20 protein-coding genes are annotated in these 24,676 nt (G+C 69.5%); 5 read left to right on the top strand and 15 right to left on the bottom strand.

What is annotated here, in order from left to right; genetic code table 11:
- Positions 1 to 47 precede the first annotated feature (47 nt).
- On the bottom strand, positions 48 to 2,741 hold the full coding sequence (locus NI1_RS37100) for an AfsR/SARP family transcriptional regulator (protein WP_169815563.1): 2,694 nt from the start codon (positions 2,739 to 2,741) through the stop codon (positions 48 to 50).
- 600 nt (positions 2,742 to 3,341) lie between these two features.
- On the opposite strand from NI1_RS37100, the gene NI1_RS11085 reads away from it, so the two are divergent.
- Complete coding sequence (locus NI1_RS11085; RefSeq protein ID WP_067817658.1) at positions 3,342 to 3,668, top strand: hypothetical protein; 327 nt, start codon at positions 3,342 to 3,344, stop codon at positions 3,666 to 3,668.
- On the opposite strand, the gene NI1_RS11080 is transcribed toward NI1_RS11085, so the two are convergent.
- On the bottom strand, positions 3,617 to 5,332 hold the full coding sequence (locus NI1_RS11080) for a SulP family inorganic anion transporter (protein WP_067817655.1): 1,716 nt from the start codon (positions 5,330 to 5,332) through the stop codon (positions 3,617 to 3,619). The genes NI1_RS11085 and NI1_RS11080 overlap by 52 nt on opposite strands.
- Positions 5,329 to 5,730 (bottom strand): DUF7144 family membrane protein, encoded by a 402-nt coding sequence (locus tag NI1_RS11075; RefSeq protein WP_067817652.1) that lies wholly within the window; start codon positions 5,728 to 5,730, stop codon positions 5,329 to 5,331. Before NI1_RS11075 ends, NI1_RS11080 begins: the two co-directional genes overlap by 4 nt.
- Before the next feature lie 138 nt (positions 5,731 to 5,868).
- Between NI1_RS11075 and NI1_RS39825 the strand changes: the two genes are divergently transcribed.
- On the top strand, positions 5,869 to 7,503 hold the full coding sequence (locus NI1_RS39825; protein WP_067817649.1) for a helix-turn-helix domain-containing protein: 1,635 nt from the start codon (positions 5,869 to 5,871) through the stop codon (positions 7,501 to 7,503).
- Here NI1_RS39825 and NI1_RS11065 read toward each other — a convergent pair whose 3' ends face one another.
- From NI1_RS11065 to NI1_RS11055, 3 genes are all read right to left on the bottom strand, one after another.
- Complete coding sequence (locus NI1_RS11065; protein ID WP_067817647.1) at positions 7,504 to 9,336, bottom strand: glycoside hydrolase family 15 protein; 1,833 nt, start codon at positions 9,334 to 9,336, stop codon at positions 7,504 to 7,506.
- Between the two features lie 114 nt (positions 9,337 to 9,450).
- A complete protein-coding gene (locus NI1_RS11060; RefSeq protein ID WP_067817643.1) occupies positions 9,451 to 11,034 on the bottom strand; it encodes an MFS transporter in 1,584 nt (527 codons plus the stop codon).
- A gap of 54 nt (positions 11,035 to 11,088) precedes the next feature.
- Entirely contained in the window at positions 11,089 to 11,580 is a 492-nt protein-coding gene (locus tag NI1_RS11055; protein ID WP_067817638.1) for a DUF1269 domain-containing protein, read from the bottom strand.
- A gap of 178 nt (positions 11,581 to 11,758) precedes the next feature.
- On the opposite strand from NI1_RS11055, the gene NI1_RS11050 reads away from it, so the two are divergent.
- Positions 11,759 to 12,487, top strand: coding sequence for a VOC family protein (locus tag NI1_RS11050; RefSeq protein WP_067818242.1), 729 nt, complete (start codon positions 11,759 to 11,761; stop codon positions 12,485 to 12,487).
- Positions 12,488 to 12,545: 58 nt separating this feature from the next.
- Here NI1_RS11050 and NI1_RS11045 read toward each other — a convergent pair whose 3' ends face one another.
- Together NI1_RS11045 and NI1_RS11040 are read right to left on the bottom strand one after the other, a co-directional pair.
- The gene (locus tag NI1_RS11045) at positions 12,546 to 12,833 is read right to left on the bottom strand and encodes a WhiB family transcriptional regulator (protein WP_084522910.1); all 288 of its coding nucleotides are present in this window, start codon (positions 12,831 to 12,833) and stop codon (positions 12,546 to 12,548) included.
- 85 nt (positions 12,834 to 12,918) lie between these two features.
- On the bottom strand, positions 12,919 to 13,347 hold the full coding sequence (locus NI1_RS11040; protein ID WP_067817635.1) for a hypothetical protein: 429 nt from the start codon (positions 13,345 to 13,347) through the stop codon (positions 12,919 to 12,921).
- A 219-nt stretch (positions 13,348 to 13,566) separates the two neighbouring features.
- Here NI1_RS11040 and NI1_RS11035 point away from each other — a divergent pair, with 219 nt between their 5' ends.
- Positions 13,567 to 14,406: an alpha/beta fold hydrolase gene (locus tag NI1_RS11035; RefSeq protein ID WP_067817632.1), complete on the top strand. Its 840-nt coding sequence runs from the start codon at positions 13,567 to 13,569 to the stop codon at positions 14,404 to 14,406.
- Here NI1_RS11035 and NI1_RS11030 read toward each other — a convergent pair.
- Positions 14,388 to 15,206, bottom strand: coding sequence for a helix-turn-helix transcriptional regulator (locus NI1_RS11030; RefSeq protein ID WP_245663158.1), 819 nt, complete (start codon positions 15,204 to 15,206; stop codon positions 14,388 to 14,390). The genes NI1_RS11035 and NI1_RS11030 overlap by 19 nt on opposite strands.
- Positions 15,207 to 15,577: 371 nt before the next feature.
- Here NI1_RS11030 and NI1_RS11025 point away from each other — a divergent pair, with 371 nt between their 5' ends.
- Positions 15,578 to 17,326: an NTP transferase domain-containing protein gene (locus NI1_RS11025; RefSeq protein ID WP_084523009.1), complete on the top strand. Its 1,749-nt coding sequence runs from the start codon at positions 15,578 to 15,580 to the stop codon at positions 17,324 to 17,326.
- Positions 17,327 to 17,344: 18 nt separating this feature from the next.
- On the opposite strand, the gene NI1_RS11020 is transcribed toward NI1_RS11025, so the two are convergent.
- The 6 genes from NI1_RS11020 to NI1_RS10995 form a co-directional block, all read right to left on the bottom strand.
- A complete protein-coding gene (locus tag NI1_RS11020) occupies positions 17,345 to 18,535 on the bottom strand; it encodes a thiolase family protein (RefSeq protein ID WP_067817629.1) in 1,191 nt (396 codons plus the stop codon).
- A gap of 23 nt (positions 18,536 to 18,558) precedes the next feature.
- Positions 18,559 to 19,299, bottom strand: a complete 741-nt coding sequence (locus tag NI1_RS11015; RefSeq protein WP_169815562.1) for an AfsA-related hotdog domain-containing protein — start codon at positions 19,297 to 19,299, stop codon at positions 18,559 to 18,561.
- Between the two features lie 44 nt (positions 19,300 to 19,343).
- Complete coding sequence (locus NI1_RS11010; RefSeq protein ID WP_084522906.1) at positions 19,344 to 20,441, bottom strand: isochorismate synthase; 1,098 nt, start codon at positions 20,439 to 20,441, stop codon at positions 19,344 to 19,346.
- Between the two features lie 6 nt (positions 20,442 to 20,447).
- Positions 20,448 to 21,656, bottom strand: coding sequence for an AMP-binding protein (locus tag NI1_RS11005; protein ID WP_218026723.1), 1,209 nt, complete (start codon positions 21,654 to 21,656; stop codon positions 20,448 to 20,450).
- Complete coding sequence (menD, locus tag NI1_RS11000; RefSeq protein WP_245663157.1) at positions 21,653 to 23,353, bottom strand: 2-succinyl-5-enolpyruvyl-6-hydroxy-3-cyclohexene-1-carboxylic-acid synthase; 1,701 nt, start codon at positions 23,351 to 23,353, stop codon at positions 21,653 to 21,655. The genes NI1_RS11005 and menD overlap by 4 nt, the downstream gene beginning before the upstream one ends.
- Positions 23,354 to 23,775: 422 nt before the next feature.
- Positions 23,776 to 24,561 carry a helix-turn-helix domain-containing protein gene (locus tag NI1_RS10995; RefSeq protein ID WP_169815561.1) on the bottom strand — a complete coding sequence of 262 codons (786 nt, stop codon included), beginning with the start codon at positions 24,559 to 24,561 and terminating at the stop codon, positions 23,776 to 23,778.
- Positions 24,562 to 24,676: the final 115 nt, after the last annotated feature.

The raw sequence follows: 24,676 nt of genomic DNA, 5'->3' as shown, positions 1-24,676 counted from the left end.
ACAACGGATTACATCGCTTGCGACAGGTTTGCCGATCCGGCTCTCGACTATGGTCCGGCGATGACAATGGATAGCATCCTGTCTTCGAGTTCGGTTGCGGCAGTGCGATATCGAGCGGCCGATGTCGAATCACCAAGGGCGGCTGCGATATCGGAGAGAACCCGGTCCACCGGACCGAAGCAGGCCGTTGCGGTCGCCAGCCCCGCGACCACGCCGGCGAACGGGCGCAGCCGGTGGAGTACCGCGCGCAGTTCCGTGGGGTCGGCGCGGGCCAGGGCGGCGTGCGCCCGGAAGACCAGGCGGCTGAGATCATCCGGTGGGCCGCCGGCGATTTCGCCGAGGGTCTCCAGCGCGCCGGACAGCTCGCCGCGGGCCCACTCGACAGCCGCGCGCCCGGCGAGCCGGATCTCGTCGCGATTCGCCGTGCCGAGTTCGGCCGCGCGGTCATCGCAGTCCCGGTAGATCTGTGCGGCGGTGGCCGGGTCCCCACCCAGCAGGGCCGTCACCGCCGCGAAGTAGTCCAGGGCCGGGGTGAGCACCCCCGATCCGGCGGCGTCGGCGAGCTCGGCGGCGAGCCGCTGCTGCCGCATGGCCGCGGCCAGATCCGTACTCGCACAAGCGATCCGCATCCGCAGATAGTGCGTCAGCGCCCGGTAGTCGAGCCGTCCCGCGGCCTCGGCGGCTCGTTCCAGTCGCGCGACCACGTCCGGGAGGCCGTCCCACGCTTCGCGCCCGAGCAGCACCACCGCCAGCGCATTGAGCGCGGCGCAGCACAACACCGGATCCCCGGCCGCCGCCACCGCCTCGCGCGCCCATTTCTCGGCCGGTAGCGCCCCGGCCGGTTCGGTTTCGAAAACCCTTGCGGTGAGCAGCGATACCCGCTCGGCGGGCGACTCGGCGTGCTCGAGCAGCGCGACGATCACACCTTCGACCCGCGCTCCGCTCCGGCGGCGATCCCGGATGGGCCAGCCGACCGGCACCCGCCAACTGGTGACCGCTCGGACCATGAATTCTCTTTCGCCCAGCTCCTCAGCGAGGTCGAGCGCGTCCTCCCGCGCGCGCCGGGCGGCTTCGACCCGGCCCGCATTCGCCAGCGCGGCAACCAGTTCACAACGCGTCTCCAACAGCTCCGCCCGCCGCGCGGGTTCGGCATCACGCGCGCCATGCCCCGCGAGTTCGTGCAGGTCGATCGCGGTTTGCCAGAGCCGGGCCGGGTCGATGGCCGCGCCCTCGCCGATCCCGGTCCGCGCCGCCGCGGTCACATATTCGGCGGCCCGCGCCACCGTCTCCGCCGCGGGCGGCGCGAACTTCGTCGCCGCTGTCTGCGGCCGGGCCCCCTGCCCCTGCCAATCCCCCTGCGGCCCAGCCACCGTCCCCCGCGAACTTCCCAGCGGCCCAGCCGCCGTCCCCCGTGAACCTTCCTGCGGCCCAGCCACCCTCCCCCGCGAACCTTCCTCCGGGCCCGCCCCCGGCCCACGCGAACCTTCCTCCGGGCCCGTCCCCGGCCCACGCGAACCTCCCTGCGGCCCAGCCACCCTCCCCCGCGAACCTTCCTCCGGGCCCGCCCCCGGCCCACGCGAACCTTCCAGCGGCCCAGCCACCCTCCCCCGCGAACTCCCCTGCGGCCCAACTCCCGGCACTCGCGAACTCCCCCGCGGCCCAGCACCCGGCACTCGCGCGCTCCCCCAGGGATCGGTCCCCGGCACTCGTAAGTCAGCTTCCGGCCGACCTGTCGCTCCCGTCGAATTCGCCTGCGGCACAGACCGCTCCGAAGGCGCGGGCCCGGATCTTCGGCGGCCCGCAGTATCGAGGTACTCCGGCTCCGGGCGCGTCCGTTCGGGCGTCCCGGCGGACGGCCGCGGCTCCGGCCACGCGGGGCTCGGCTGCTGTCCACCGGTGCCGGTGTTCGGGGAATCCCATTGTGGGCGTGCGATATTCGATTCGTTCCAGCGAGCCGGGGTGAGGGCGGGATCCTGGGTGAGGATCGCCGTTTCGAGGGCTTGCAGGCGGGGGCCGGGATCGACCGCCAGGTCACGGCGCAGGAATTCGCGGGTGCGGCGGAGGGTGGCGAGGGCCTCGGCCTGCTGACCGAGCCGGTATTGGGCGATGGCGAGCAGGCGCGCGGTCTCCTCGCGCTCGGGGTGTTCGGCGGCGGTGCGGCGCAGACCGGTCAGCACCTCCGCGGGACGGTCCAGGTCGAGGGCGGCGTCGGCGCGGAGTTCGGCGGCGAGCAGGCGCAGATCGGCGAGGCGGGCGACTTCCGCGGCCGCCCAGGGCGCGTCGTCGAAGGCGGCGTAGGGGCGACCGTGCCAGCAGGACAGGGCGGCGTCGAGCAGTCGGCAGCGGGTCGCGGGATCCGGGGAGTTCAGGGTGTCGCGCACGGCTTGTTCGTAATCGTGCAGCAGCGCTTCGAATTGCCAGGCGTCGACGGCGGCGGCGGGCAGGCGCAGGGCATAACCACCGGAGGTGGAGATGACGACGCCGGCCGGGGTGCGGGGCGGGCGGTCCGGTTCCAGCACCCGGCGCAGATTGTGGACCTGCACCTGGAGCACCGCGGCGGCCGTGGCGGGTGGCGTGCCCGCCCAGATATCGTCCACCAGCCGCCCGGCCGTCACCGGCTGGCCGTGCGCGAGCACGAGCCGGCCCAGCAGCGTGCGCCGGATCCGGCCGCCGATGCTCACGGCCCGGCCGTCGACGACTATCCGCAGGGGGCCGAGTACTCGAATCTGCCGCTCGTTCATCACAACTCCGGTCCCGCACAGATGTTTTCGAGATAGTCGCGGGTCTCCCATCCCACCAGACGCTGAATGTTAGCCACCTGGGCGATATTTCGGTGATACGCGTCTATTGCGTGTCGTCGCTGCTTTACCGATTCCGATACTCGGGTATGAGGCGCATCACACTCGCAAAGGCGATTCGGAAACTCGAATTGACAGCTTTCAAATCCGGTTCGGGCAGAGATAGCAGCCGCGCATAATGGCAAACCGCGTCATTGCGCGGCGTCACGGAATGTGCATCGAAACCAGGGGAATCCCCCGCCCGGTCCACACGGAAGCGAATCGAAAGTCGGCGGGAAGTCCGATTGCGGATGCTACTGGCACCAACCGAGGAAGGCAGGGCTCGAATGCAGTGCGCGACTTGGTCCGATACCGAACGGAACGCCCCTCCCCGCATCCGCGTGACAGCCGTGGATCCGGTTGTACTTCCGGAGTATTCGACGACCGGATTGCGATTCGACGAGCATGAATTGTATTCGGCCGCCGCCGGGATGCGCGGGCCTGCGGCCCGTCGGCGGAACGACGCGTGTGCGCACCGGTGGAGATCGATGAAAGGGAGCACCTATGCGGGAAACCGGTCTGTTGCGGCTCGTCATCGGCTGTCTGTACCGGCCGGCGCGAGCGCTGGCCCGGGCGTTCGATCGGCTGGCCGCCGCGCGCCCGCGCGATCCGATCGCCTGGTTCGAACCGGATCGGCTCATGGTTCCGCCCGGTCTGTACCGAGATCGCTGCGGGCATCTGTGGGAACGCACCACCTGCGACTGGCGTATGTGGCTGCGGTCCGGCGCCACCATCGACTCGGTGACGCTGTGGAATTGGAGCCATTACAGCGTCCGCGATCATGCGCCGTTCGTGGCGATGATGATCGGCCGCACCAGTACCGGCGCGTAGCCCGCCGGCCACCGCGGCGCCGGCGTCCAGCCGCCCGGGAAATGGTCCAGTCGCAATCCGTGCCGGGCCAGCGCCGCGTCCGGCCAGCTGTCGGCAGCGCCCGGATCGAAGCCGTCCAGATAGAGGCGGCCTCCCGAAACAGCCAGCCGCACCGTGTAATCGGCGATGATGCCGAGCAGCGCCGCACTGCACGCGGTGCCGTCGCACAGCCGCAGCACCACATCCGGACCACCGGTCGCGGCCGGTTCGGGCAGCCGGGAGGCGACGGTGTGCGCACCGCCGTAGCGCACGCTGCCCCGGATCTCGAGCACCACCGGCACCCCTTCCGGTAACCGGCCGGGCGTTTCGAGCCGGGCCACCGATGCCGAGATCGACTCGCGCGCCGTGGATTCCGGCACCACGACCAGCGTGCGAACCCGGGCATCGAGACCGGCGCGGTCGAATCGCGACAGCACCGATTGCCCGACCGCCACGGCCACCGCCCACGCCAGCGGCAATACCAGGGTCGCGGCCAGCGTCGTGATCAGCACGATGCGCGGGCCCGCGCCACCACGCCAGACCTGCCCGGGTTCGGCGACGCGCACCACGCCGGTCGCCACCGCGAACAGGACCGCCGCCAGCGCGGGCACCGTGAGCAGCCCGGCCAGCGGCGCCAGCACCGTGACCAGTACCAGCATCCACAACCCGGAGGACACTATGGCCCAGCGCGTCCGGCCCCCGGCCGAGTTCCGTCCGTCCCGCGCGCTCACCCCGCCGACTGGCACTCCGCCCAGAACTCCCGCCGCCAGATTGCCGATGCCCTCGGCGGCGAGATCGCGATCGGCGTTGCGGCGCAATCCGTTCCGGCCGGGCAGCGACTCCGCCGCCCCGAGGCCCTGCACCAGCACGATGACCGCGACCGCCGCCGCACCGGAGAGCAGGTTCCAGCTGGCCCGCGCCGGATCGGGAAGGTGCGGCATCGGCATCCCCCGCGGAATGCCGCCGAGCTCACCGACCCGGTGCACCGCTCCCATCCCGGGCAGCACGGTGAGCAGCGTCGGCACGATGAGGGCCACCGGTGCGGCCGCGCGCGGGAAACCCTTGCGCGCCAATGTCGTCAGCAGCAGCAGGGCGGTGAGGCCGAGCACGATCGACGCGATGTCCAGCCTGCGCTCGTGCGCGGGCAGCGTTATCGCGTGCGCGATCGGTGTGCCGATGCCGGGCAAGGGATTTCCGGTCAATCCGGGCAGTATTCCGAGTGCGATGTTCACCGCGACCCCCAGCAGCACCCCCGAGACCGCGGCGTGCGAGATCCAGGCTCGGCAGCGGCCGAAATGCATCCGGCCCGCCAGTATCAACACTCCGCCGACCAGCACGCTCAGCAATGCCGCGGCCGCGCGGCGATCGGCGGCGGGCACGTTCGCCAAGGCCGCTCCCGCCGCGGAAGCCGAAGCGGCCGTGGCGGATACGGCCATCAGGGCGGTGCCGGTGCGCAGACCGCCGAAGAGCGGGCCCGCGACCCCGGCGTACAGCCCCTGCACCGGCCCGACCCCGGCGAGCACACCCGCCGCTAGCCCGTCCGGCACCGCGGCGGCGGCCCGGCCGAACCCGGCCGCCGTCTCGGCGATCCAGCCGCGACCGGCCGGAGCGGAGTTCGAATATTGCTGTGCGAGTGGGTTCTTCACGCGTTCGCGGATCCGCTCCGCCAGGTGGCGACGGCCCAGATCACCACCACGTCGAGCGCGATGATCAGGATCGACCACCATGGATAGTGCGGCAGCCACAGGAAATTCGCGATGATCGACAGCGCCGCGACGCACATGGCCGCGATCCGCCCCCACAGGGTGCCCGCCAGCAGTCCCGCACCGCAGATGCCGAGCAGCACGCCCAGCGCGAGGTGGGTCCAGCCCCAGGCGGTGGTGTCGAAGCTGTAGATGTACTCGGGCCCGACGACGAACAGCTGATCGTCGGCGACCGCGGAGATCCCGGCCAGCGCCGACAGCAGCCCCACGGTGATCAGCAGTATCGCCGCCCCGATGGAGGTGCCCGCCGCAATGCCCTGGCGCACCGGATGTTCGGTCATGGTCTGCCCCTGTTCTCTCGGTGTGGGTGAGACGAACCGACTCTGCGCCGATTCCACCGGCCCGCCCTCACCCGTCACGGATGAGCCGGACGCCGGCCGATCGATCGAGAAGTTCCACGACCACGGGAGGCGTGCAGCATGACCTCGTCGAATCACTCGAACCCGGCAGCCGGGGAACCCGGCCGGACCACCCCGCCGCAAGTGCCGGGCTCGCCCATGACACCCGGAGCGGCGCTGCCGCATCCGCTCGCGGCCGGTGACCTCGAACGGCTGACCGGGTTCCTGGTGCGCCGCGGTATGGCGATGGTGCTGGACGGCGCCGGCGCCGAACTGTTCGCTCAGCTGGAGCAGGCCCGCCCGGAGCTGGTCACGGATCCGTTCGTCTGGGTGCTGCGCGCGGTGGACGCGGCCGGGCACGGCGATGCCGCCGGCGCGCTGACGTTCGCGGAGCAGGCGGAATCGCAAGCCGGCGTGGCGCATTCGATGCTGCCGGCGGAGTGGCTGACGGCGCTCATCCGGGCCGTACGAGTGGATGCCGCCACCAGTGCTGGCGACCGCACCGGATCCGGGGCCGTCCGCGCCGACGCGCTCGCCGGGCTGCCGGTCACCGGCCATCCGGACATCGATTGCTACCTGGCGGCGCAGACCGCGACCGCCGCCCTGTTACGCGGAGACGGGGCGCGGGCGGAGCGGCAATTGCACCGGGGGCTGGCCTTGGCGGCGGGGGCCGATCGTCCCCAGCTGGCGGTGCGGGCGGTCACCCGGCTGGCGGTGACCGCGGGTTACGAGGGCGCGGTGACGACCATGCGCGAGCGGGCCCGGAAAGCCTTGGCGGTGGCCGAACAGCATGAGCTGAACGGGAATCCCGATGTGCGGCATGCCACGGCGCTGGAGGCGTTCGGCGCCTATCTGCAAGGCGATTCGTGGCCGGTGCCCGGACCGCTGCTGGCCACGCGCGAGCATCCGGACGGGTCGGCGCGGCCGGTGGGCGGCTGGGCGACACAGGTCATCGGCCGGCTGCTGACCTTCCACGGTGGCGGGGATCGCTACGCCGCCGCGGACGCCCTGCGGCACAGCATGCTGTCGCTGCTGGAGTACGGCGGCCCGTTTCCGGTGCGCGGCGGGGACCTGCTCGCACCCGTGGTGTGGGCGCTGCTGGAGGTGGGGGAACCGCGCACCGCCCGGCTGCTCATCGGCCGGGCCCATACCCTGCTGGGCGACACCCCGCGGGTCGAGCTGCCTCGGGTAGCGCTGGCCGTGGCCACCGAAAACCTGCGCGCGGCCCCCGCCGTGGACGAACTGGTGGAGCGTTCGGCCGATCTCGTTCCGGCCGAGCGGATCACCGGCTGGCTGCTGTACAGCGCGGTGCACGCCGACCGCCGCCGCAGCAATCGGCAGCGGGTGCGGGCCGGTCTGGAACAGGCCCTCGACCACGCCGCCGACACCGGGGTGATCCGGCCGTTCCTGGACGTGCCGGGCGCCGTTGCCCTGCTGGACGAGGGAGCCGGCGGATTCGGGCACCACGAAGCCCTGGTCACCCGCATCCGCATGCACCCGCGGGCCCGGCCGCGCGCTCGCGATCATCGGCTCACCATGACCGAACTCACCGTGCTGCAACGTCTTCCGTCGGGCCGCACCGCCCAGGAGATCGCCGCGGACCTGGGGGTGTCGATCAATACCGTGAAAACCCATCTCCGCGCCATCTATGCCAAGTTCGGCGTCGGCTCCCGCACCGCCGCCCTGGTGCGAGCCCGGCACGCGGGGCTGCTGTGATCAAGCCACCGGCACCCCGTCCATGGCCCGGTCGAGCACCAGCGCCGCGTCGATCAGCGACAGATGCGTGAACGCCTGCGGGAAGTTCCCCAATTGTGCTCCGGTGACGTCGATCTCCTCGGCGTAGAGGCCGACGTGATTGGCGTAGGTGAGCATCTTCTCGAAGGTCAGCCGGGCCGATTCGAGCCGCCCGGCGCGCGCCAGGGCATTGACATAGTTGAAGGTGCAGAGCGAGAACGTGCCCTCCGCACCCGCCAGCCCGTCCGGGGAGGCGTGCGGGTGATAGCGATACACCAGGCTGTCGGTGACCAGTTCCGCGCCGATCGCGTCCAGGGTGGTCAGCCAGTTCGGGTCGCGCGGGGCGACGAAACCGACCTGCGCCATGCGCAGCAGCGCGGAGTCCAGCACGTCGGTGTCGTAGTGCTGCACGAAGGCCCGCCGCCCGGAATGCCAGCCGCGTTCCCACAATTGGGCGTGGATGGCATCGCGGGTCTGCCGCCAATGCGCCACCGGACCGGGCAGGCTGCGTTCGGTGGCCAGCCGCACCGCCCGGTCGAAGGCCACCCAGCTCATCAGGCGCCCGTAACTGAAATCCGCTCGGCCGGCCCGGGTTTCCCAGATGCCCTCCTCGGGCTGATCCCAGTTGACCGAGAGCCACTCGAGCAGTTCGACGATCTCCTGCCAGCCCTGATGCCCGATCCGCAGGCCCGCCCGGTCGGCCTGATAGATGCTGTCGAGCATCTCCCCGTAGATGTCGAGCTGCAATTGCCCGGACGCGTCGTTGCCGATGCGCACCGGACTCGAGTTCCGGTAGCCCGCGAAGTTCGCCAGCACGTCTTCGGGCAGATCCCAGGAACCGTCCACCCGATACATGATCTTGAGAGGGCCGCCGTGCGCCCGGAAGCGGTCGCGCAGCCAGCCCGCGAAAGCCATTGCCTCCTCGGTGAATCCGAGCGACAGCAGGGCCGACACCGAGAAGGAGGCGTCCCGTATCCAGGTGTAGCGGTAGTCCCAGTTCCGTTCGCCGCCCAGCTGTTCGGGCAGTCCCGCGGTGGGCGCGGCGACCAGGCCGCCGGACGGCGCGTAGGTCATGAGTTTCAGGGTGATGGCGGAGCGGTGCACCATCTCCCGCCAGCGCCCGCGATAGGTGGAGCGCGCCAGCCAACCGTGCCAGAACGCCACCGTCTCGCGGAACAGCTCCTCGACCTCGGCCGGACGGATCAACCGGGGCGGGCCCGCCGCGCCCGATTCCAGCACCACGCCGCGCACCTGCCCGGCCGCCAGGGTGATCTCGCCGTGCACATGCCCGCCGCCGACCACCTCCAGCCGGGCCAGCCGGGCCTCGTCGGGTTCGCGCACGGCGTGCACGGTGAGCGTCTCGGCGCCGGCGCCGAAGACGGCCCCGTCGGCCGTCACGTGGGTGGCGTGCGGTCGCCGCCCGTAGTCGAAGCGTGGGATCAGGTCCAGCTCGAAGGTCATTCGCCCACGTACGCAACGCAATTGGCGTATCAGCCGATGGCGGTCGGTGGGCGCGCCGCCGGTGACGGGCGGCATGAAGTCGACGATCTCGCCGGTGCCGTGCTCGGTCATGAACCGGGTGATGAGTATCGCCGTGTCCGGGAAGTACATCTGGGTGCTGTGCCAGGACCCGTCACCGGCGGGCCGGATGCGGCAGTGCCCGCCGCGCTCGGAATCCAGCAGCGCGGCGAACACGCTGGGGGAATCGAAGCGCGGCAGGCAGAGCCAGTCGACGGTGCCGTCGGTGGCGACCAGCGCGGCGGTTTGCAGGTCACCGATCAGGCCATGGTCTGCGATCGCGGGGGATTCGGCCACGAGTTGCTCCTTGTCCTCGAATGGGCCGCCACTGTCGCATCATCGGGCGGCCGGGCACCTCATCCGTGGCGGATGAACCGCTTGCGACAGCGCCGAATCCCCTTCCGCGACCGCTCATTCCGGCGGCGCGCCGCCGTCCGTCCCGGCCGCGGTGCGTGGCAGTCGACCGGTGCCGAACAGCGCGACCGCGGCGATCAGCGCGGTCACCGCGAGAGCGGCGCGCAGGGCGGTCAATCGGGCCTCGGTGTTCACCTCGACGATCGCCGCGGCCGTCGGCTCCGGTACGGCCGCGCCCGTGAGCGCTCGACTCAGTTCGGTATTCGAGACGAACGGCACGCCCTCGGCCAGCCGCACCCCGGCCTGCTGACGCACCGACTCCGGCACGTTCGGATCGGCATCGATACCCGACAGGGCCGCGGCCGACAGCATGGTGAACAGGATCGACCCGATCAGCGCCGTGCCCAGGGAAGCACCCAGATTGGTGGCCGTGTTCTGCAATCCGCCCACCTCGTCACTGCGCGAATCCGGCACCGCCGTCACGGTCACCGCGCCGAGCTGCGAGGAGAGCGCGCCGAGACCGAGGCCCAGCAGCAGCATGGGCGCCGTGACGACGCGGGCGTCCGCGCCGGGGTCGAGCCCGGCCACCAGCACCACGATGCCGGCGATCATCGCGAGCAGACCGGCCCGTACCACCCGGCGCGGATCGGCGCGCGGCCGCAGCCAGGGAATGCCGAGCGCAGCCAGCACCAGCGCCGCCGAGAGCGGCAGCACCCGCAGCCCGGTATCCAAGGCGCTCAGTTCCAGCACCACCGACAGATAGAGCGGCACCGCGAAGAAGACGCCCGCCTGAATCATGAACTGCGCGAAGAACATCGACAGTCCGCCGGTCAGCCCGCGGTTGCCGAACAGGGCGAGATCCACCAGTGGCTCCCGGCCGCGACCGCTGAGATGCCGCTCCCAGCACAGGAATACGTAGAGTATCCCGCTGCTGAGGAGCAACAGCCAGATGACCGGCGACAGCCCGAACCAGTGCGGTCCGGCGGGAGACGCTCGCACCCAGCCCCATTCGCTGGATCGCAGCACCGCGAAGACCAGGGTGCCCAAGCCGAGCGCCGACAGCACCGAACCCAGCGGATCCAGGCGCACCGGCGCCGGGGCGACAGCGGTGATGCCGCGCACCAGCGCGAGGATCACCACCACCAGCCCGACTTCCCCGGCGAAGACGTACCGCCACGACCCGTAGGTGGTCACCGTGCCCCCGATCAACGGGCCGGCCGCGACCGCGCTCGCACCGGCCGCCGCGATGAAACCGTAAGCCGCGGCCCGCTTCTCACGGGGGCAGTTGCCCGCCACCAGGGCCACGATGGCGGGCAGGATCAGCACCGCGCCCAGACCCTCCAGCACCGACCAGCCCACCAGCAGCACCGCGAGATTCGGCGCCAGCGCGGTGGTGGCGGAGCCGCAGCCGTAGACGACGAGCCCGGCCGCGAACGCCCGCCGCTGCCCCAGCCGCGCCCCCAGTTTGCCGCCGGTCACCATGAGGGTGGCCATGACCAGCGTGTAGAGCGTGATCGCGGTCTGGATCCCGGTGATCGGGGTATCGAGGTCGGCGGCCACGCTCGCCATCGACACGTTCATGACCGAGCTGTCGAGAATCATCAGGAATTGCCCGGCCGCCAGGGTGAGCAGCACTCTCATGGCGTTTTCCAGTAGGTCATCGCCGAATTCCTTTGCGCTTCCGCGGTTTCCGGCTCAGTGATCACCGAAGATGTCGCGTAGCAGGGCTTCCTGTTCGGCGGAGAGGTTGGTGGCGATCAGTTCGGCCTGCTGACCGGGGAAGCGGCCCGCCACCCGGTCCGCCACCGCACCGGAGGTCAGCACGAACAGCGCCGAGGTGCCCGGGGTGATCTCCGACTTCAAGCGTTCGATGAAATCGTCGTCTATGCCGACATCGGCCATCGAACCGCTCATGGCGCCGATGCCCGCGCCGACCGCGAGACCCAGCAGCGGGACGAAGAACAGCAGACCGAACAGCAGGCCCCAGAAGGCGCCGCCCAGCGCACCCGCCCCGGTGAGGCTGCGCAATTGTCTGGTCTTGGGTTTCTTCGCCTCGGCCGGCCAGCTGACCACCGCGCCGTCGTGCACGGTGACGAGTTGCTCCCGCTGCAATTCCTCCAGTGCCGCAATGGCTTCGGCGGCTCCGGTAGCCGTCGGGAATTTCCAGACCGTCAGGGTGGCTGCCATCGGATTCCTCCTCGCGAGTAGGTGCCTACCGTTCGGTAGGCCGCCAACCGTAGGAGGGCGGACGGGGCCCGGGCCTCATCCGAAACGTGTGAGGGTAGCTGTCCGCGTGCGGTGCGACCTCGATGGCGGTTCGGCGATCCGGCCCGAAGCCCCCGCCCCGGCGGTTACCGTGGAGGGCATGTCCACGCGCCTGGCTTGTGTGGTATTCGATGCGGTCTCCCCTCGGAGCACCGCCCGCTTCTGGGCCGAGTTGCTGGGCTGGGAGGTGACCGTGGACCGGCCCGGTGGGGTGGAGGTGGCGGCGCCCGACCCGGACGGGCTGGATGTGGCGCTGACGTTCCTACCGGCGCGACTGGGGAAGGCCGCCAAGAATCGGATCCACCTGGATCTGGCCAGCCGGTCGCTGGATCATCAACGGGTGCAGGTGGATCGGGCGCTGTCGCTGGGGGCGCGGCGGCTGGATATCGGGCAGGGCGCGGTGCCGTGGTCGGTGCTGGCCGATCCGGAGGGCAACGAGTTCTGTGTGCTGGAGCCGCGCGAGCACTATGTGGATACCGGGGCGGTGGCGGCGATCGTGGTGGATACCGAGAATCCGATTCGGCTGGCGGAGTTCTGGTCGACGGCGGCGGGGTGGCCGGTCGCGCACGACAGCGCGCGCTATGCCGGGCTCCGGTCGGCTACCGGGCTGGGTCCGTGGCTGGAGTTCCTGCGCACGCCCGCGGCGCTGGACGAACGCAGCCGCCTGCATCTGGATCTGGTCGCCTTCCCCAGCGATGATCCAGCCGTGGAAGCCGCGCGACTACGTGCCGCGGGCGCGCGCCCCGTGGGTCCCGCGGACGAGCCGGTGGTGGTGCTGGCCGATCCCGAGACCAATGAATTCTGTTTACTGCGATCGTCTTTCGAATGACTTCACGCACCCGGCATTGTGCGAACTTCTGGTTATAACCATTCCCGCCGGTCGCGGATCAGGCCGCGCCGCGGTCGTAGCGCCGCCGTTCGCGCGGGGAGAGCCCGCCCCAGATACCGAACCGCTGATCGTGACTCAGCGCGTAGTCCAGGCATTCCTTGCGCACCTCGCAGGAGCCGCAAATCCGTTTGGCCTCGCGGGTGGAGCCGCCCTTGTCGGGGAAGAATGCCTCGGGATCGGTCTGCGTGCACAGCGCCTGCTGATGCCAGGACTGCGACTCGAAGGAGTCGTCCCGCCGCGCCAGGGTTTCGAACATGGCATCGAAATTCGTGAACAGCAGCTTCATTTCGTCATCCCTTCATCGGTGCATAATCCGCGCGGTGACACCCCGTTGCGCACCGCGCGACTGTTTCGTATTACGCGAGAAACAATTACGCGCGACCGCAATCGCCGACCGCCGCCAGCCGCTGCTGCTCCGCCCCGCCGGCGAAGATCCGCCGCGCATGCACGGCGGCCGGAGTCGTGGACCACGGCGCGAGCGCGGTGGTGAACATCAACTCGCACCACGACAATGCCGGTACCTCACCGATGGAAAGCGTGTTCAGCAGCGACATTTCGGTATCGGAGCTATTCCAGGCGGCGAACAGCCAAGCGGCGTCGAGGCGGCCGAGGAATTCTTCGGCGTCCTCCGGAAGTCCGAGCGGAGCATCGACGGCGAGATGCACAACCGCGGAAATCGCGTGCCGCATTCGCGCATCGAGACCGACACCGTCGTGCAGCAGCAAACCCTCCAGCGACTCGCGCAATCCGGCACCGGGATCAACATGGAAGTCACGGCGGCCGGTGGTGATGTCGAACATTGTTTCCTCCTGACGATTTGCGCTTGTCCCAAAAGCGCTACGGCCTGATTAGAAATGGCGCGAAGGCGAGTTGTCCAGTTTTGAGCACATTTAGGGCAAACCCCTAGCAGTACTGACACTGGCCAGTGTGGGTACCCGTCGGGAACAGCACCGAAGGGTGTCCGGCACAACCCCGGCAACCTGCACAGATCGGACAGTTCGGGCGATTACGGTCTGTGCATGCCTTACGTTCGATCAGGTTCCGCCACCGTTCATTACGTCGCCGGAAACCAGCCGGGGCCGACGCTGCTCCTGGCGCACGGATTCTTCATGGACGAATCGATGTTCGATCCGATGCGCGAACCGCTGGCAATGGCCGGTATCAATCTCGTCACGGTAGACGCGCGTGGCCACGGACGCACTCAGTCACCCGATGGCGAACCCTTCAGCTATTGGGATAACGCCGCCGACGCTTTGGCCGTGCTGGATGAACTCGGAATCGAGAAAGCCGTTATCGGCGGAATGAGCCAGGGCGGTTACGCCGCGCTGCGCATGGCGTTGATGGCCCCGGAGCGGGTGCTGGGCCTGGCGTTGATGAGCACCGAATCCGATGCCTGCACACCCGGTGAGCTGGCCTTCTACCGTAGCTTCTTCGAACGCTGGTGCGGCGCCGAACCATTGGCGCCCCTGGTCGCGGAATTGGCGCCGCAATTGATCGGCGGCACCGATCCGCGGCAGTGGCGCACCTGGACCAGCCGCTGGTACGCCTCGGACCGGCAGGGCGTGATGCCGGCCGCGCACTGCCTGATGGATCGCGGTTCGCTGGTGCACCGACTACCGGAGATCACCGCCCCCGCGCTGATTCTGCGCGGCAGCCACGACGGCACCTCCACGGCGCAGAAATCGGATCTGATGGCGGCCGAACTGCCGGGCGCCGACGGTGTGGTCACCATTCCCGGCGCCGGCCACGGGGCCGCGTGGACGCACCCCGAGGTGGTCGCGCCGCTGCTGGCGCAATTGGTGCACAAATGCACGCTGCGCACCCCCGCGCCGAGCCGCGATCAGTCGATCGGGGCCTGATTCCCACCGCGCAGTTCGCAGCTGTCCGGGCATTCGTCGGCCATCCCCAGAAAGATCTGGATCTGATCGGGATAGTTGGCGCAGAACACCCGGAACATCTGCACGATGACATTGCGGCAGCGCCCGGTCGCGGTGTCGCGCAGGTGCATGCCGGGGCGGTCACCGCCATAGGTGACCGCGCCTTCGTCCCAGAGCCGCCGGAACAGCTCGTGCTGTCCGAGTTCGGCGAGAAATTCGGCGGACCAGGCGGTATCGCCGGAACCGGCGATCAATCCGCGTAGCCATTCGACGGTGAGCCGGACCTCGGTGTCCCAGTCCACCATGACTTTTCGCGAAGCCTCGTTGGCGAAGAACCAGCGCAGGATATTGACATCCTGTTCCAATCCCGGAAACGCGGCGGCATAGCTGCGGTTGCAGGCCAGCACATTCCAGCGGGTGTCGACGTACGCGGCCATATTGGGCTCGTGCAGTTCCAGCGCGCGCAGCATGTCGGCGGTGATTTCCCCGCGCAGTTGCTCGATGGTGGGGAATTCGGTGACGCCCAGCCCCGCCAGATCGAGCAGATGCCGGCGTTCGACCGCCGTCAAGGGGTCGATGCGATCGAGGTAGCGCACCAGGGCGTCGACGACTTCGCGGGTGGGGCGGTCGCGATCGCCTTTCTCCAAATGACTGATATAGCTGGCGCTGACACCGGCATTGAAGGCCAGGCGCTCGCGTGAGACGCCGCGCGCATCACGCAATCGGCGCAGCAGTAAGCCGAATGTCGGGGGTCGCAGTTCCTCGAAGTCATTCGGCTTCACGCGCTGTACCACGACGTATCCCTCTCCACAAACACTCAGCAACCATCCTTCATCGGTCGCGGGCCGCCGCTGCCCCGGCGGCGAGATCCGCCTGACGCTGACTGCGCGGTGTAGCGAATCGCCGCGTACGCCGCCAGTTCCTGTTTCGGATACTGCCATATACGATTCCGACAGAGTCCGAAACATCATCATTCCGGTCATGTGTCGCTGCCCACCCTCCGACACTCGATCTATGAGCAATTGATTGGCAAGCCAGGGATTTCGGGGGCGGAACCGGGGCGCGCGGACGCGAGCGCCCGGCATCGGCGATCGGCTGCCACCGAAGCACTACGATCGGCAGACATGATCAGCCCCGCGCCGGATTGCGCTTCGTGACCACCGTCGACGCGATCGTGCTGGCCGGTGGCCGCGCCAGTCGCATGGGCGGCGTGGACAAACCGGCCATCGTGGTCGGCGGGCAATCCATGCTCGATGCCGCGCTCACCGCGGTCGCCGGCTGCGACCGCACCGTGGTGGTCGGACCGCACCGGCCGGAGCTGCCGCCGGAAATCCTCCAGGCGCAGGAGATCCCGGCCGGCGCCGGACCGGTGGCGGCCATCGCGGCCGGGCTCGGAGCGCTGGACGGCTGCGAATTCCCGGCCGGGTTGATTGTGGTGCTCGCCGCCGACATGCCGTTCCTGACCGCGGCGGCCATCGGCGAATTGCTCTCGCACGCGCGCGAATCCGGTAGCGACGCGGTATTCGCCGCCGACGCCTCCGGGCGGCCGCAGTATCTGGTGGGAGTGTGGCGGCGCGGGGCGCTCACCGCGGCGCTGAAGCATCTCGATTCGCTGGTGAACCGGCCGATGAAGGCATTGGTGCCGGTCGATACCGCCATGGTGGCGCTACCCGGCGTGGACGACTGCGACACCCCCGAGGACATTCGGCACGCCCGGGTCAGCGCCGGGCGCACCGCCGCACCGGCCAGCCTGGACGAGGCCCGGGAGACCCTGCGCCGGAACATTTCCCAGCTGCCCGCGCGGCGGTCGCCGGTACGGTCGGCCCGGGGCGCGGCGCTGGCCGAACCGTTGCTCGCGGTGGAGGCGCTACCGCGTTTCGACGTCTCGGCCATGGACGGCTATGCCGTAAGCGGCGACGGCCCTTGGCAATTGCGCCGGGATATCGGGTTCGCGGGCGGGCAACGCCCGGTGGGTCTGCTCGACGGCGAAGCGGTGCGCATCGCCACCGGCGCCCACGTCCCCGACGGGACCGGCACCGTGGTGCGCGACGAATTCGTCACCGTCGGCGCGGACGGACTGCTGCATCGCCTGCCGGACAGCCCGATTCGCGATGATGTGCGCCGCCGCGGCGAGGATTGGCAGCCCGGGTTCGAGCTCGCGCCCGCCGGCGCCCCGGTGACCGCCGCGCTGATCTCGGTGGCCGCCAGCGCCGAGGTGAGCACGGTCGCGGTGCGCGGTCCGGTGCGGGCGCGCATCGTCATGACCGGTGACGAGATCCGCAGCGAGGGCCCGCTGCACACCGGACAGACCCGCGATTCGCTCGGCCCGATCCTGCCCGACCTGCTGTCCTGGTTCGGGGTGACGACGGTGGACCGGGTGCACCTGCGCGACACCGCGAATGCCTTCGACGAGGTGCTGACGGCCGCCACCGACTGCGATCTGCTGATCATCGTCGGCGCGACCGGCGGCGGCGCGGCCGATCAGCTGCGGGCCACCCTGGATCGCGCCGAGGCCCGAATCCTGCTGCGCCGCCTGCACCTACGCCCCGGCGGGTCCACGGTCGCGGCCCAATTGGCCTCCGGCCCGGTCGTTCTCGGCCTCCCCGGCAATCCGTTCGCGGCGACCGCGACCCTGCTGGCGCTCATCCACGCCACCCTGGAGGGTCTGACCGGGGCCACCCCCACCCGGCCGGTGCGCGGCCCACTGCACAACGCCGCCGAAATCGCGGGTCCCGCACCGCGAATCGTCCCGGCCCGCTGCCACCACGACGGCGGCTGGACCGGTGACGGTCACCTCCGTACCGCTCACCTCGCGGGTCTGCTCGATCGCGACGGCTTGGTCATCGTTCCCCCGCATGCGGCGGACGGCGACACCGTCGAGTTCATCCCGCTCCGGGGCTGACTCCCCTCGGATGCGGGTTCACAGGGCTTCGAGGATCATGGCGTTGGCTTGCCCGCCGGATTCGCACATGGTTTGCAGACCGTAGCGGCTGCCGCGCTCACGCAGGGCGTGCACCAGGGTGGCGGTGAGGCGGACTCCGCTGGCGCCCAGCGGATGTCCGAGCGAGATGGCTCCGCCGCGCACGTTCACCCGGGACAGGTCGGCTCCGGTTTCCTGAGCCCAGGCCAGCACGACGCTGGAGTACGCCTCGTTGACCTCGAACAGGTCCACATCGGATAGGCGCAGGCCGGTCTGGCGGAGCACCTTGGCGGTCGCGGGGACCACCGCGGTCAGCATCAGGTGCGGGTCGTCGCCGACCGCGACGTGCCCGAGTATGCGAGCCAGCGGGGTCAGGCCCAGGCGGCGGGCGGTGGCGCTGGTGGTCACCATGACCGCCGCGCTGCCGTCACCGAGCTGACTGGAGTTGCCCGCGGTGACCCGCCAGCCGATCTGCGGGAACCGATGCGCCAGCACCCGGTCCTTGTCGAGTTTGCGGAAGGCGGAGGGCAATTCGGCCAAGCCTTCGGCGGTGGCGTGATACCGGATGCATTCGTCGGTGTTCAATCCGAAGATCGGCGGGGTGAGTTCGGCGTCGAAGAGCCCGTTCTTGGCGGCGTCGGCGGCCCGGTGATGACTGCCCAGCGCGTAATCGTCGAGTTGGGCCCGGCTGAAACCCCAACGGGCGGTTATCAGTTCGGCGCTGATGCCCTGCCACGGCACGCCGTCGGGATAGCGCTCCAAGAAGGCGTCACCGGTGAGATCGGCGTGCTCGAGCCGATTCAAGCTGGTGCCCATGGGAATTCGGCTCACCGATTCCACACCGGTGGCGATCACCACCTCGCAGTCGCCCGCGATGACCGAGTGCGCGGCGAAGCGCAGCGCCTGCTGACTGGCACTGCACTGCCGGTCGATGGTGGTGGCCGGCACCGATTCCGGCAGCCCGGCGGCCAGGGTGGCGCGCCGGGTCACATTGGTGGCCTGTTCCCCGACCTGGCTGACCACGCCGCCGATCACCTCGTCGATGAGCACCGGATCGATCCCGGTCCGCTGCACCACGGCCCGCAGGCTGTGCGCCATCATGTCCACCGGGTGCACCGCCTCGAGCGCCCCGCCGTTCTTGCCCTTACCGATCGGTGTGCGCACCGCCGCGACGATTACCGCGTCCCGCATTGTCCGAACATTTCTGTAAACACTTACCTGACTGAGTAATTCGGCGCGGGCAGCGCGTGCACGGCGCGCCGGCGCTCTTTGGCGTCGATGAGTTCGCGGTCGTACACCCCGCGCTCGAACCGATGCACGGAGGTGATCCGGCCGGCCTGTTCGAGCACGATGGTGAAGGCGAAGCGGTAATCCCCGCGTGTGCCGGGTTCGGCCGATTTCAGGGTGAGCCGCAGGGTGGCCGGGACCGGGTAGAGGAAATTGTGGAATTCGGTCTCCAGCCGGTCGATGGTGGCAAGCCACTTGTCCGGCAGCAGATTTCCGAAATACCGGGCCGCGACGGCGAAGAACAGGTGATCGCAGGCTTCGATCGCGAGCAGTCCGGGCACATGCATGACATCCCGGTCCCGGGTCAGCAGCGCGAGATCGGCGGACAGGCGCAGATCCGCGGCGAATTCGGTATCGGATTCCCGGCGCAATCCGGAAATCAGGATATCCCTGGAGTTCTCGACGAGCAGGTCGTCGCAGGAGGGCAGCGAACGCTCCGGGCTCGGTCCGACCTCGATGGAATCGAATCGGTAGCGGCGCACCGTGGCGGCGATGCGCTCGGCATCGGTACGCCCCACCCCCTGACCGGGCTGCAATATCACCCGGCCCTCCGGAACCGTTCCGGTCTCCAGCGCCGAGATGGCCTCGGCGACCGTCCACGCGCCCGTCGCCTCGGCGAAGGCCGCGAAACGATCTCCGACGACGTGCACTATCTTTGGGTCGAACACTTGGCGCTCCACTATCTCTTCTCGCCCCGCCCCCGCGTTGTGCCTCACGGCGTGATTCCCAATACGCGTCGCATGGACGCGAGTTTCGCCGAGGTCTCGGCGAATTCGGTCGCCAGGCGACTGCCCGCGACCACTCCCCCGCCGGCCCGCAGCGTGAGATGCCGTTCACGGGAATCGAATTCGAGTCCGCGCAACGCCATATAGAACTCGCAATCACCGGCCCGGTCGAACCAGCCGACCAGCCCGCCGTAATAGCGGCGCGCCGATTCGTGCGCGGTGATCAGGCGCAGCGCTTCGGCCTGCGGCACCCCGCAGACCGCCGGGGACGGATGCAGGGCCGAAACCAGTTCGGCGATGGGCATATCCGGATCGGTGAGCCGCCCGGTGATGGGCGTGCCCAGATGCCAGACGCCCGGCGCGGCGACGAGCTCGGGCTCGTCCGGATACTCCAGCGCGGTACAGAGCGCGGCCAATCCCTTGATCATGAACTCGGCCAGATGACCGTGTTCTTCCAGGTATTTGTGGGTGTACAGCTCGGCGCGCGCCTGGGCGCGATCCGCGTCCTCGGATAGCTGGGCATCGCGCGGCACCGTTCCGGCCAGCGGCGTCATGGTCACCACGTCACCGGTCTTGCGCAGGAACAACTCCGGGCTGGCGCCCATGGTGTAGACGCCGGGCGCGTCCAGATGCTCGACGAAATAGCTGTGGACCTGCGGATACAGCTGGGCGATGCGCTGATACATGCCGGCTGGATCGACGGCGTCGTGGTAGGAGAAGCGTTCCGAACGCGCGATGACGATCTTCTCCAGCCCCGAGCCGGGGGTGCGCAGCAGCGGCAGTACCCGGTGGAACAGCTCGATGTACTCCGCGATGGCGTTGTCGTTGAACACCACCTCGGGACGGAAGCCGCCCCAGGTGGATTCGACCGCGCCACCACTGTTCTCGACGATTCGGTGGCCGAGGTACAGCGACGGCGTATCGCTCGCCGGATCGAAGGGGATGGCGCCGGCGACGAGGTCACCGTGGCGCCCGGTGCGCACGGCGGCCTCGGCCTCGCTCAGGTTGGTGAATCCGATCGGGTTCCCGAGCGCGAGCGCGCCGCCGGGACCACACAATCGGAATCGAATCGGGTCGGACTCCACGGGCTTTCAGTCCTTCCCCGGGCCGGTGAGCAGGCGCTCGCGCACGGCTCGGCGATCGATCTTCGAATTCGGCAGCAGCGGCAGGTCGTCCAGGACGACGATGCGCTTGGGTACGGCGGCTCGGCCGAGCCGTTCGCGAATCAGCGCGCGCAGGGGTTCCGGGTCCGCGGCCTGGCCGCCCGCGCGTGGCACCAGACAGGCGCTGACCAGTTCGCCCCACTCCGGATCGGGCACACCCATCACGATGGCGGTGTCCACCCAATCCAGTTCGGCGAGTATGGCTTCGATCGCGGTGGCCGAGACCTTGACGCCGCCGGTATTGATGAGATCGTCGACCCGGCCGGTGGGGACCAGCAACCCGCCGGTGAAATGACCGCGATCCGCCGTGGCGTACCAGCGCACGCCGTCGGCGGCGTAGAAGCGCCCGGCTTCCTCGGGAGCGGCCCCGAGATATCCGTCGGCGACGCACGCCCCACCGAGGTGGATCATGCCGTCGACGATTCGGACCCGCACACCGTCCAGCGGCACACCGTCGTAGACGCAGCCGCCGCACGTCTCGGTCATACCGTAGGTGGTGACCACCTCGGTGATTTCCCGCAGCCGATCCCCCGTGGCCCGGTCCAGCGCCGCACCGCCGACCAGCACGCGATCCATGCGCGCCAAGGCTTTCCGGCCGTCCGGATCAGCGAGCAGCCGCTTGACCTGGGTCGGCACCAGCGAGGTGTAGCGCCGCCCCGAGCCCATACCGTCCACCGCCGCCGCGAACCCGGCGGGATCGAATCTCCCGCCGTCCAGCGCCGACACCGTGGTCCCGCCCAGGACCGCCCGGGCGATCACCTGAAACCCGGCGACAAAACCGGCGGGCAGGCACAACAGCCAGTCCCCGTCCCCACCCAGCCTGCGCGAGGTCGCGGCGCACGACGCCCGCAACGCCGACGCCGAGAGCAACGTCCGCTTCGGCACCCCGCTGGAGCCGGAGGTGGACAGCACGACCGCGGTCGTCGCGGGCACCACCTCCGGAAGTCCCTGTGCTGCCGCCGGATCGGTCACCGGCGCAATCGCCTCCCCACCGTCCAGCGCACGCTGGATCTCTCCCGCCAGCACTTCGGTGGCGGCACCCGGATCGAGGGGCAGGTAGACCACGCGCAGCGGAACACCGGCGACACTCGGCGCGGCAGCGACACTCGGCGCGGCAGCGAGATTCGGTGAGGTCACCGCACACCTCCGGAAGTGGTCGCCGGAATCAGGGCGGCTGCACCAGAATCCAGTGCATCGTCCACGCCACGTCTTGCGATCGCGTGCAGGTCACGTAGACCGGTGCGGGCGACAGGAACTTCTAGAACTGTCGTGGCGCCGGCGGTTCGGGAGTCCGCCACGGCGGCGCTCAGACTGCTGACTCCGGTCACCCGGTGCGCGACGCCGTAGGCCGCGCAGAGGTGAGCGATATCGACGTCTTGCGGTGTGCCGTAGATCCTTTCGAAGGTGTCGCCGTAGGGGGCGTCCTTGTATTTGGGGTGGCCTTGCTCGAGTAGTTCGAAGATCCCGCCGCCGGCGTCGTTGGAGACCACGATGATCAGGTTGTCGGGGCGGCGTTCCAGGCGGCCGGACTGGAGTCCGGAGGCGTCGTAGGCGAAGGTCAGGTCGCCGAGCAGGGCGATGACGGTGCGGTCGGGGGCGGCCAGGGCGGCGCCGACGGCGGCGCTGACATTGCCGTCGATGCCGGCCACGCCGCGGTTGGAGAGCACCCGGACTCCGGTGGGCAGCACCCCTGTCAGCGAGACATCGCGGATCGGGTTGGAGGCTCCGAGCCACAGCAGGTCGCCGGGGCGTAGCGCGCCGAGCAGGGTGTCGGCGACGCCCAGGCCGGTGGCGCGGTGGGGGGCCGCGTCGAGCACGCTCGCCCACTGCCGCCGCACGGTGGCGTCCAGAACACGCAGCTCATCGCTCCAGGAAGTGGAGGGCAGTCCGCGGTAGATCGGTTGTGCGGCAAGGATTTCGATATCGGGTGCGGCATAGATCCAGTCGCCGCCGGCATCGGCCAGCACGGTGGTCACCTCGGGGCGGGCCAGCAGCCTGCCAACATTGCGGTGCAGGGTGGGGCGGCCGTAGACGACTACCTGGTGCGGGCGAACGTAATCCAGCACCCAGGGGTGCAGCCGGGTCCGCGCGCCGACGTCGACGGTGGGTTCCGCCATGCAGGGCACCGGTACCGGAACCCCGGACAGGTCCGCGCCGTCACCGGCGATCACCAGCGTGGACAGCGCCAGGTCGATCTCGCAGGTCGCGGCCGGCGCGTCGCGGCGGCCGGTCATCCGGATCCACGGTGCGCCGTCCGCACGCCCGGCGGGGACGACGGCACCGGGTGCGGCCGGGGGTTGCCCGGAGGCCAGCGGTACATCGATCTGCACCGGTCCGGGCCGACCGAGCCGGCCCGCGCCGAGCCCCACGGCCCGGCAGACCTGTGCTCGGACAATGCCATTGGTGTCGGGCCGCAGCACGTCACCCGACCACAGCCGCTGCACGTGGCGGACCTGCGAGGTGAGCAGTTCGCCCTGTTCCACGGTCTGTGAAGCGCCGGTACCGAGCACCTCGGGCGGGCGGTTGGCGGTGACCAGCAGCAGGGGCACGCCCGCGTAATTGGCCTCGGTGACGGCCGGCAGCAGGTTGGCGACGGCGGTTCCGGAGGTGGTCACCACGGCCGCGGGACGACCGGTGGACTTGGCGATACCGAGCGCCACGAAGGCCGCCGCTCGCTCGTCCAGCCTGACCTGCAAACGGATTTCGCCGCCGGCGGCGCGCCGGGCGAGTTCGAAGCCGAGAGGTCCGTTGCGGGAGCCCGGGCAGTAGATGAACCATTCGACACCGCACCGGATGAGCTCGTCCACGACGATCGCCGCTACGACGGACGGCACCGATGCCGAGGTACTCCGGTGGCTCGGGTCTGATGACACGCTCATTGCACTCCACTACCTGGGGACGAACATCCCCTTCGGAGAGCACACGACACTGCGCTTGCGATCGGGGAAGACGGCGTGGCCATGTGAGCCGACATGGCCGGCGCCGCTGCGATAGATCGGATCGAAACTGCTGGTCACTCGACCGGCATCCGACTGGCAACAGGCTATCGCCGGTCTCCGAAGGCTGTCAATTCCTATGAGATCAACGAAACATCAAGACACAAAGCACATTTCGTGACAGTATCCAGTGGTGGCACTGCTCGGTGGTGACACTGGCTGGGGTGCATTGCCCAGTTGAGACACACTCGGCATTGTGCTAGCGAACTTTCCGGAAACTCCGGGCCGGACAACTCGTGGCGAACGAGCGGCCCCCGGGCTCAGACGACCGGCAGACCCAGGATCGCGAGTATGTGCCCGGGGAAGACAGCGCCGTCGAGACGACCGCTCTGCGCGTACAACTTCCGCCGCAACCCGGTCACCGGGTTGCGCAGTTGCAGGCTCCAGACGTGCGGCGCGAACTCCACCCCGCCCTCGGCCCACACCTGCCGGAATTTCGGATATTCGCCGAGTTCGTGCAGCAGTTCGGTGAATCCCTCGGTATTGCCGGAGCGCCCGATCAATCCGCGCATCCAGCGCACCACCTGGCGGACATCGGAATCCCAATTCACCAGTACGCGGGTCGCCAGCTCATTGCTGAAGAACCAGCGCAGCATATTCCCGTCCTCGCGCACTCCGGGGAAGGCATCGTCCCAATTCTCGTTGCTGGCCAGCAGATTCGCGCGGGTGTCGAGGTAGGCGGCGAGATTGGGACGATGGAGTTCGAGCATGTTCAGCATGCCCGGGGTGATGGCCGCGCGCAGCTCCTCCACGGTCGGGAATTCCGAGGTGGAAAGGCCCGCCAGATCGCTCAGCTGCCGGCGCACCGCCAAGGTCAGCGGTTCCAGGCGATCGAGATATCGGGTGAGCGCCTCGACCACTTCACGGGTCGGATTGCCACGCTCACCCTTCTCCAGATGCGTTATGTAACTCGCGCTCACGCCCGCGTTGAAAGCCAGGCGTTCGCGGGAAAGGCCCCGATCGTCACGCAGCCGCCGCAGCAGATTCCCGAAACTCGGAGCTTCGATTTCCCGAGAATCCCGCCCACACGCCGCATCCGCGACCACCGCAGCCTCCTTCACTTCGCCCGGCCACAACCACCCCCGTCGAGGTACGGCCGAGTACAGATTCAGTGGGGATGGTTCCACGATCGCGTGGTAGGAGGCGTGCTGAAAACTGTCC

The organism is Nocardia inohanensis NBRC 100128, from assembly GCF_001612945.1.
Classification (GTDB): domain Bacteria; phylum Actinomycetota; class Actinomycetes; order Mycobacteriales; family Mycobacteriaceae; genus Nocardia; species Nocardia inohanensis.
Note: the sequence above shows the minus strand (reverse complement) of the source record. Positions and strands in the feature narration are given on the sequence as shown.

Bases quoted from the DNA above. Each gene is read 5' to 3' on its own strand.
- NI1_RS11055 (WP_067817638.1), bottom strand. From the start codon at position 11,580: ATGGCAGCCACCCTGACGGTCTGGAAATTCCCGACGGCTACCGGAGCC.
- NI1_RS11075 (WP_067817652.1), bottom strand. From the start codon at position 5,730: ATGACCGAACATCCGGTGCGCCAGGGCATTGCGGCGGGCACCTCCATC.
- NI1_RS11020 (WP_067817629.1), bottom strand. From the start codon at position 18,535: ATGCGGGACGCGGTAATCGTCGCGGCGGTGCGCACACCGATCGGTAAG.
- NI1_RS11085 (WP_067817658.1), top strand. From the start codon at position 3,342: ATGCGGGAAACCGGTCTGTTGCGGCTCGTCATCGGCTGTCTGTACCGG.
- NI1_RS37100 (WP_169815563.1), bottom strand. From the start codon at position 2,741: ATGAACGAGCGGCAGATTCGAGTACTCGGCCCCCTGCGGATAGTCGTC.
- NI1_RS11050 (WP_067818242.1), top strand. From the start codon at position 11,759: ATGTCCACGCGCCTGGCTTGTGTGGTATTCGATGCGGTCTCCCCTCGG.
- NI1_RS11035 (WP_067817632.1), top strand. From the start codon at position 13,567: ATGCCTTACGTTCGATCAGGTTCCGCCACCGTTCATTACGTCGCCGGA.
- NI1_RS39825 (WP_067817649.1), top strand. From the start codon at position 5,869: ATGACCTCGTCGAATCACTCGAACCCGGCAGCCGGGGAACCCGGCCGG.
- NI1_RS11060 (WP_067817643.1), bottom strand. From the start codon at position 11,034: ATGAGAGTGCTGCTCACCCTGGCGGCCGGGCAATTCCTGATGATTCTC.
- NI1_RS11045 (WP_084522910.1), bottom strand. From the start codon at position 12,833: ATGAAGCTGCTGTTCACGAATTTCGATGCCATGTTCGAAACCCTGGCG.
- NI1_RS11040 (WP_067817635.1), bottom strand. From the start codon at position 13,347: ATGTTCGACATCACCACCGGCCGCCGTGACTTCCATGTTGATCCCGGT.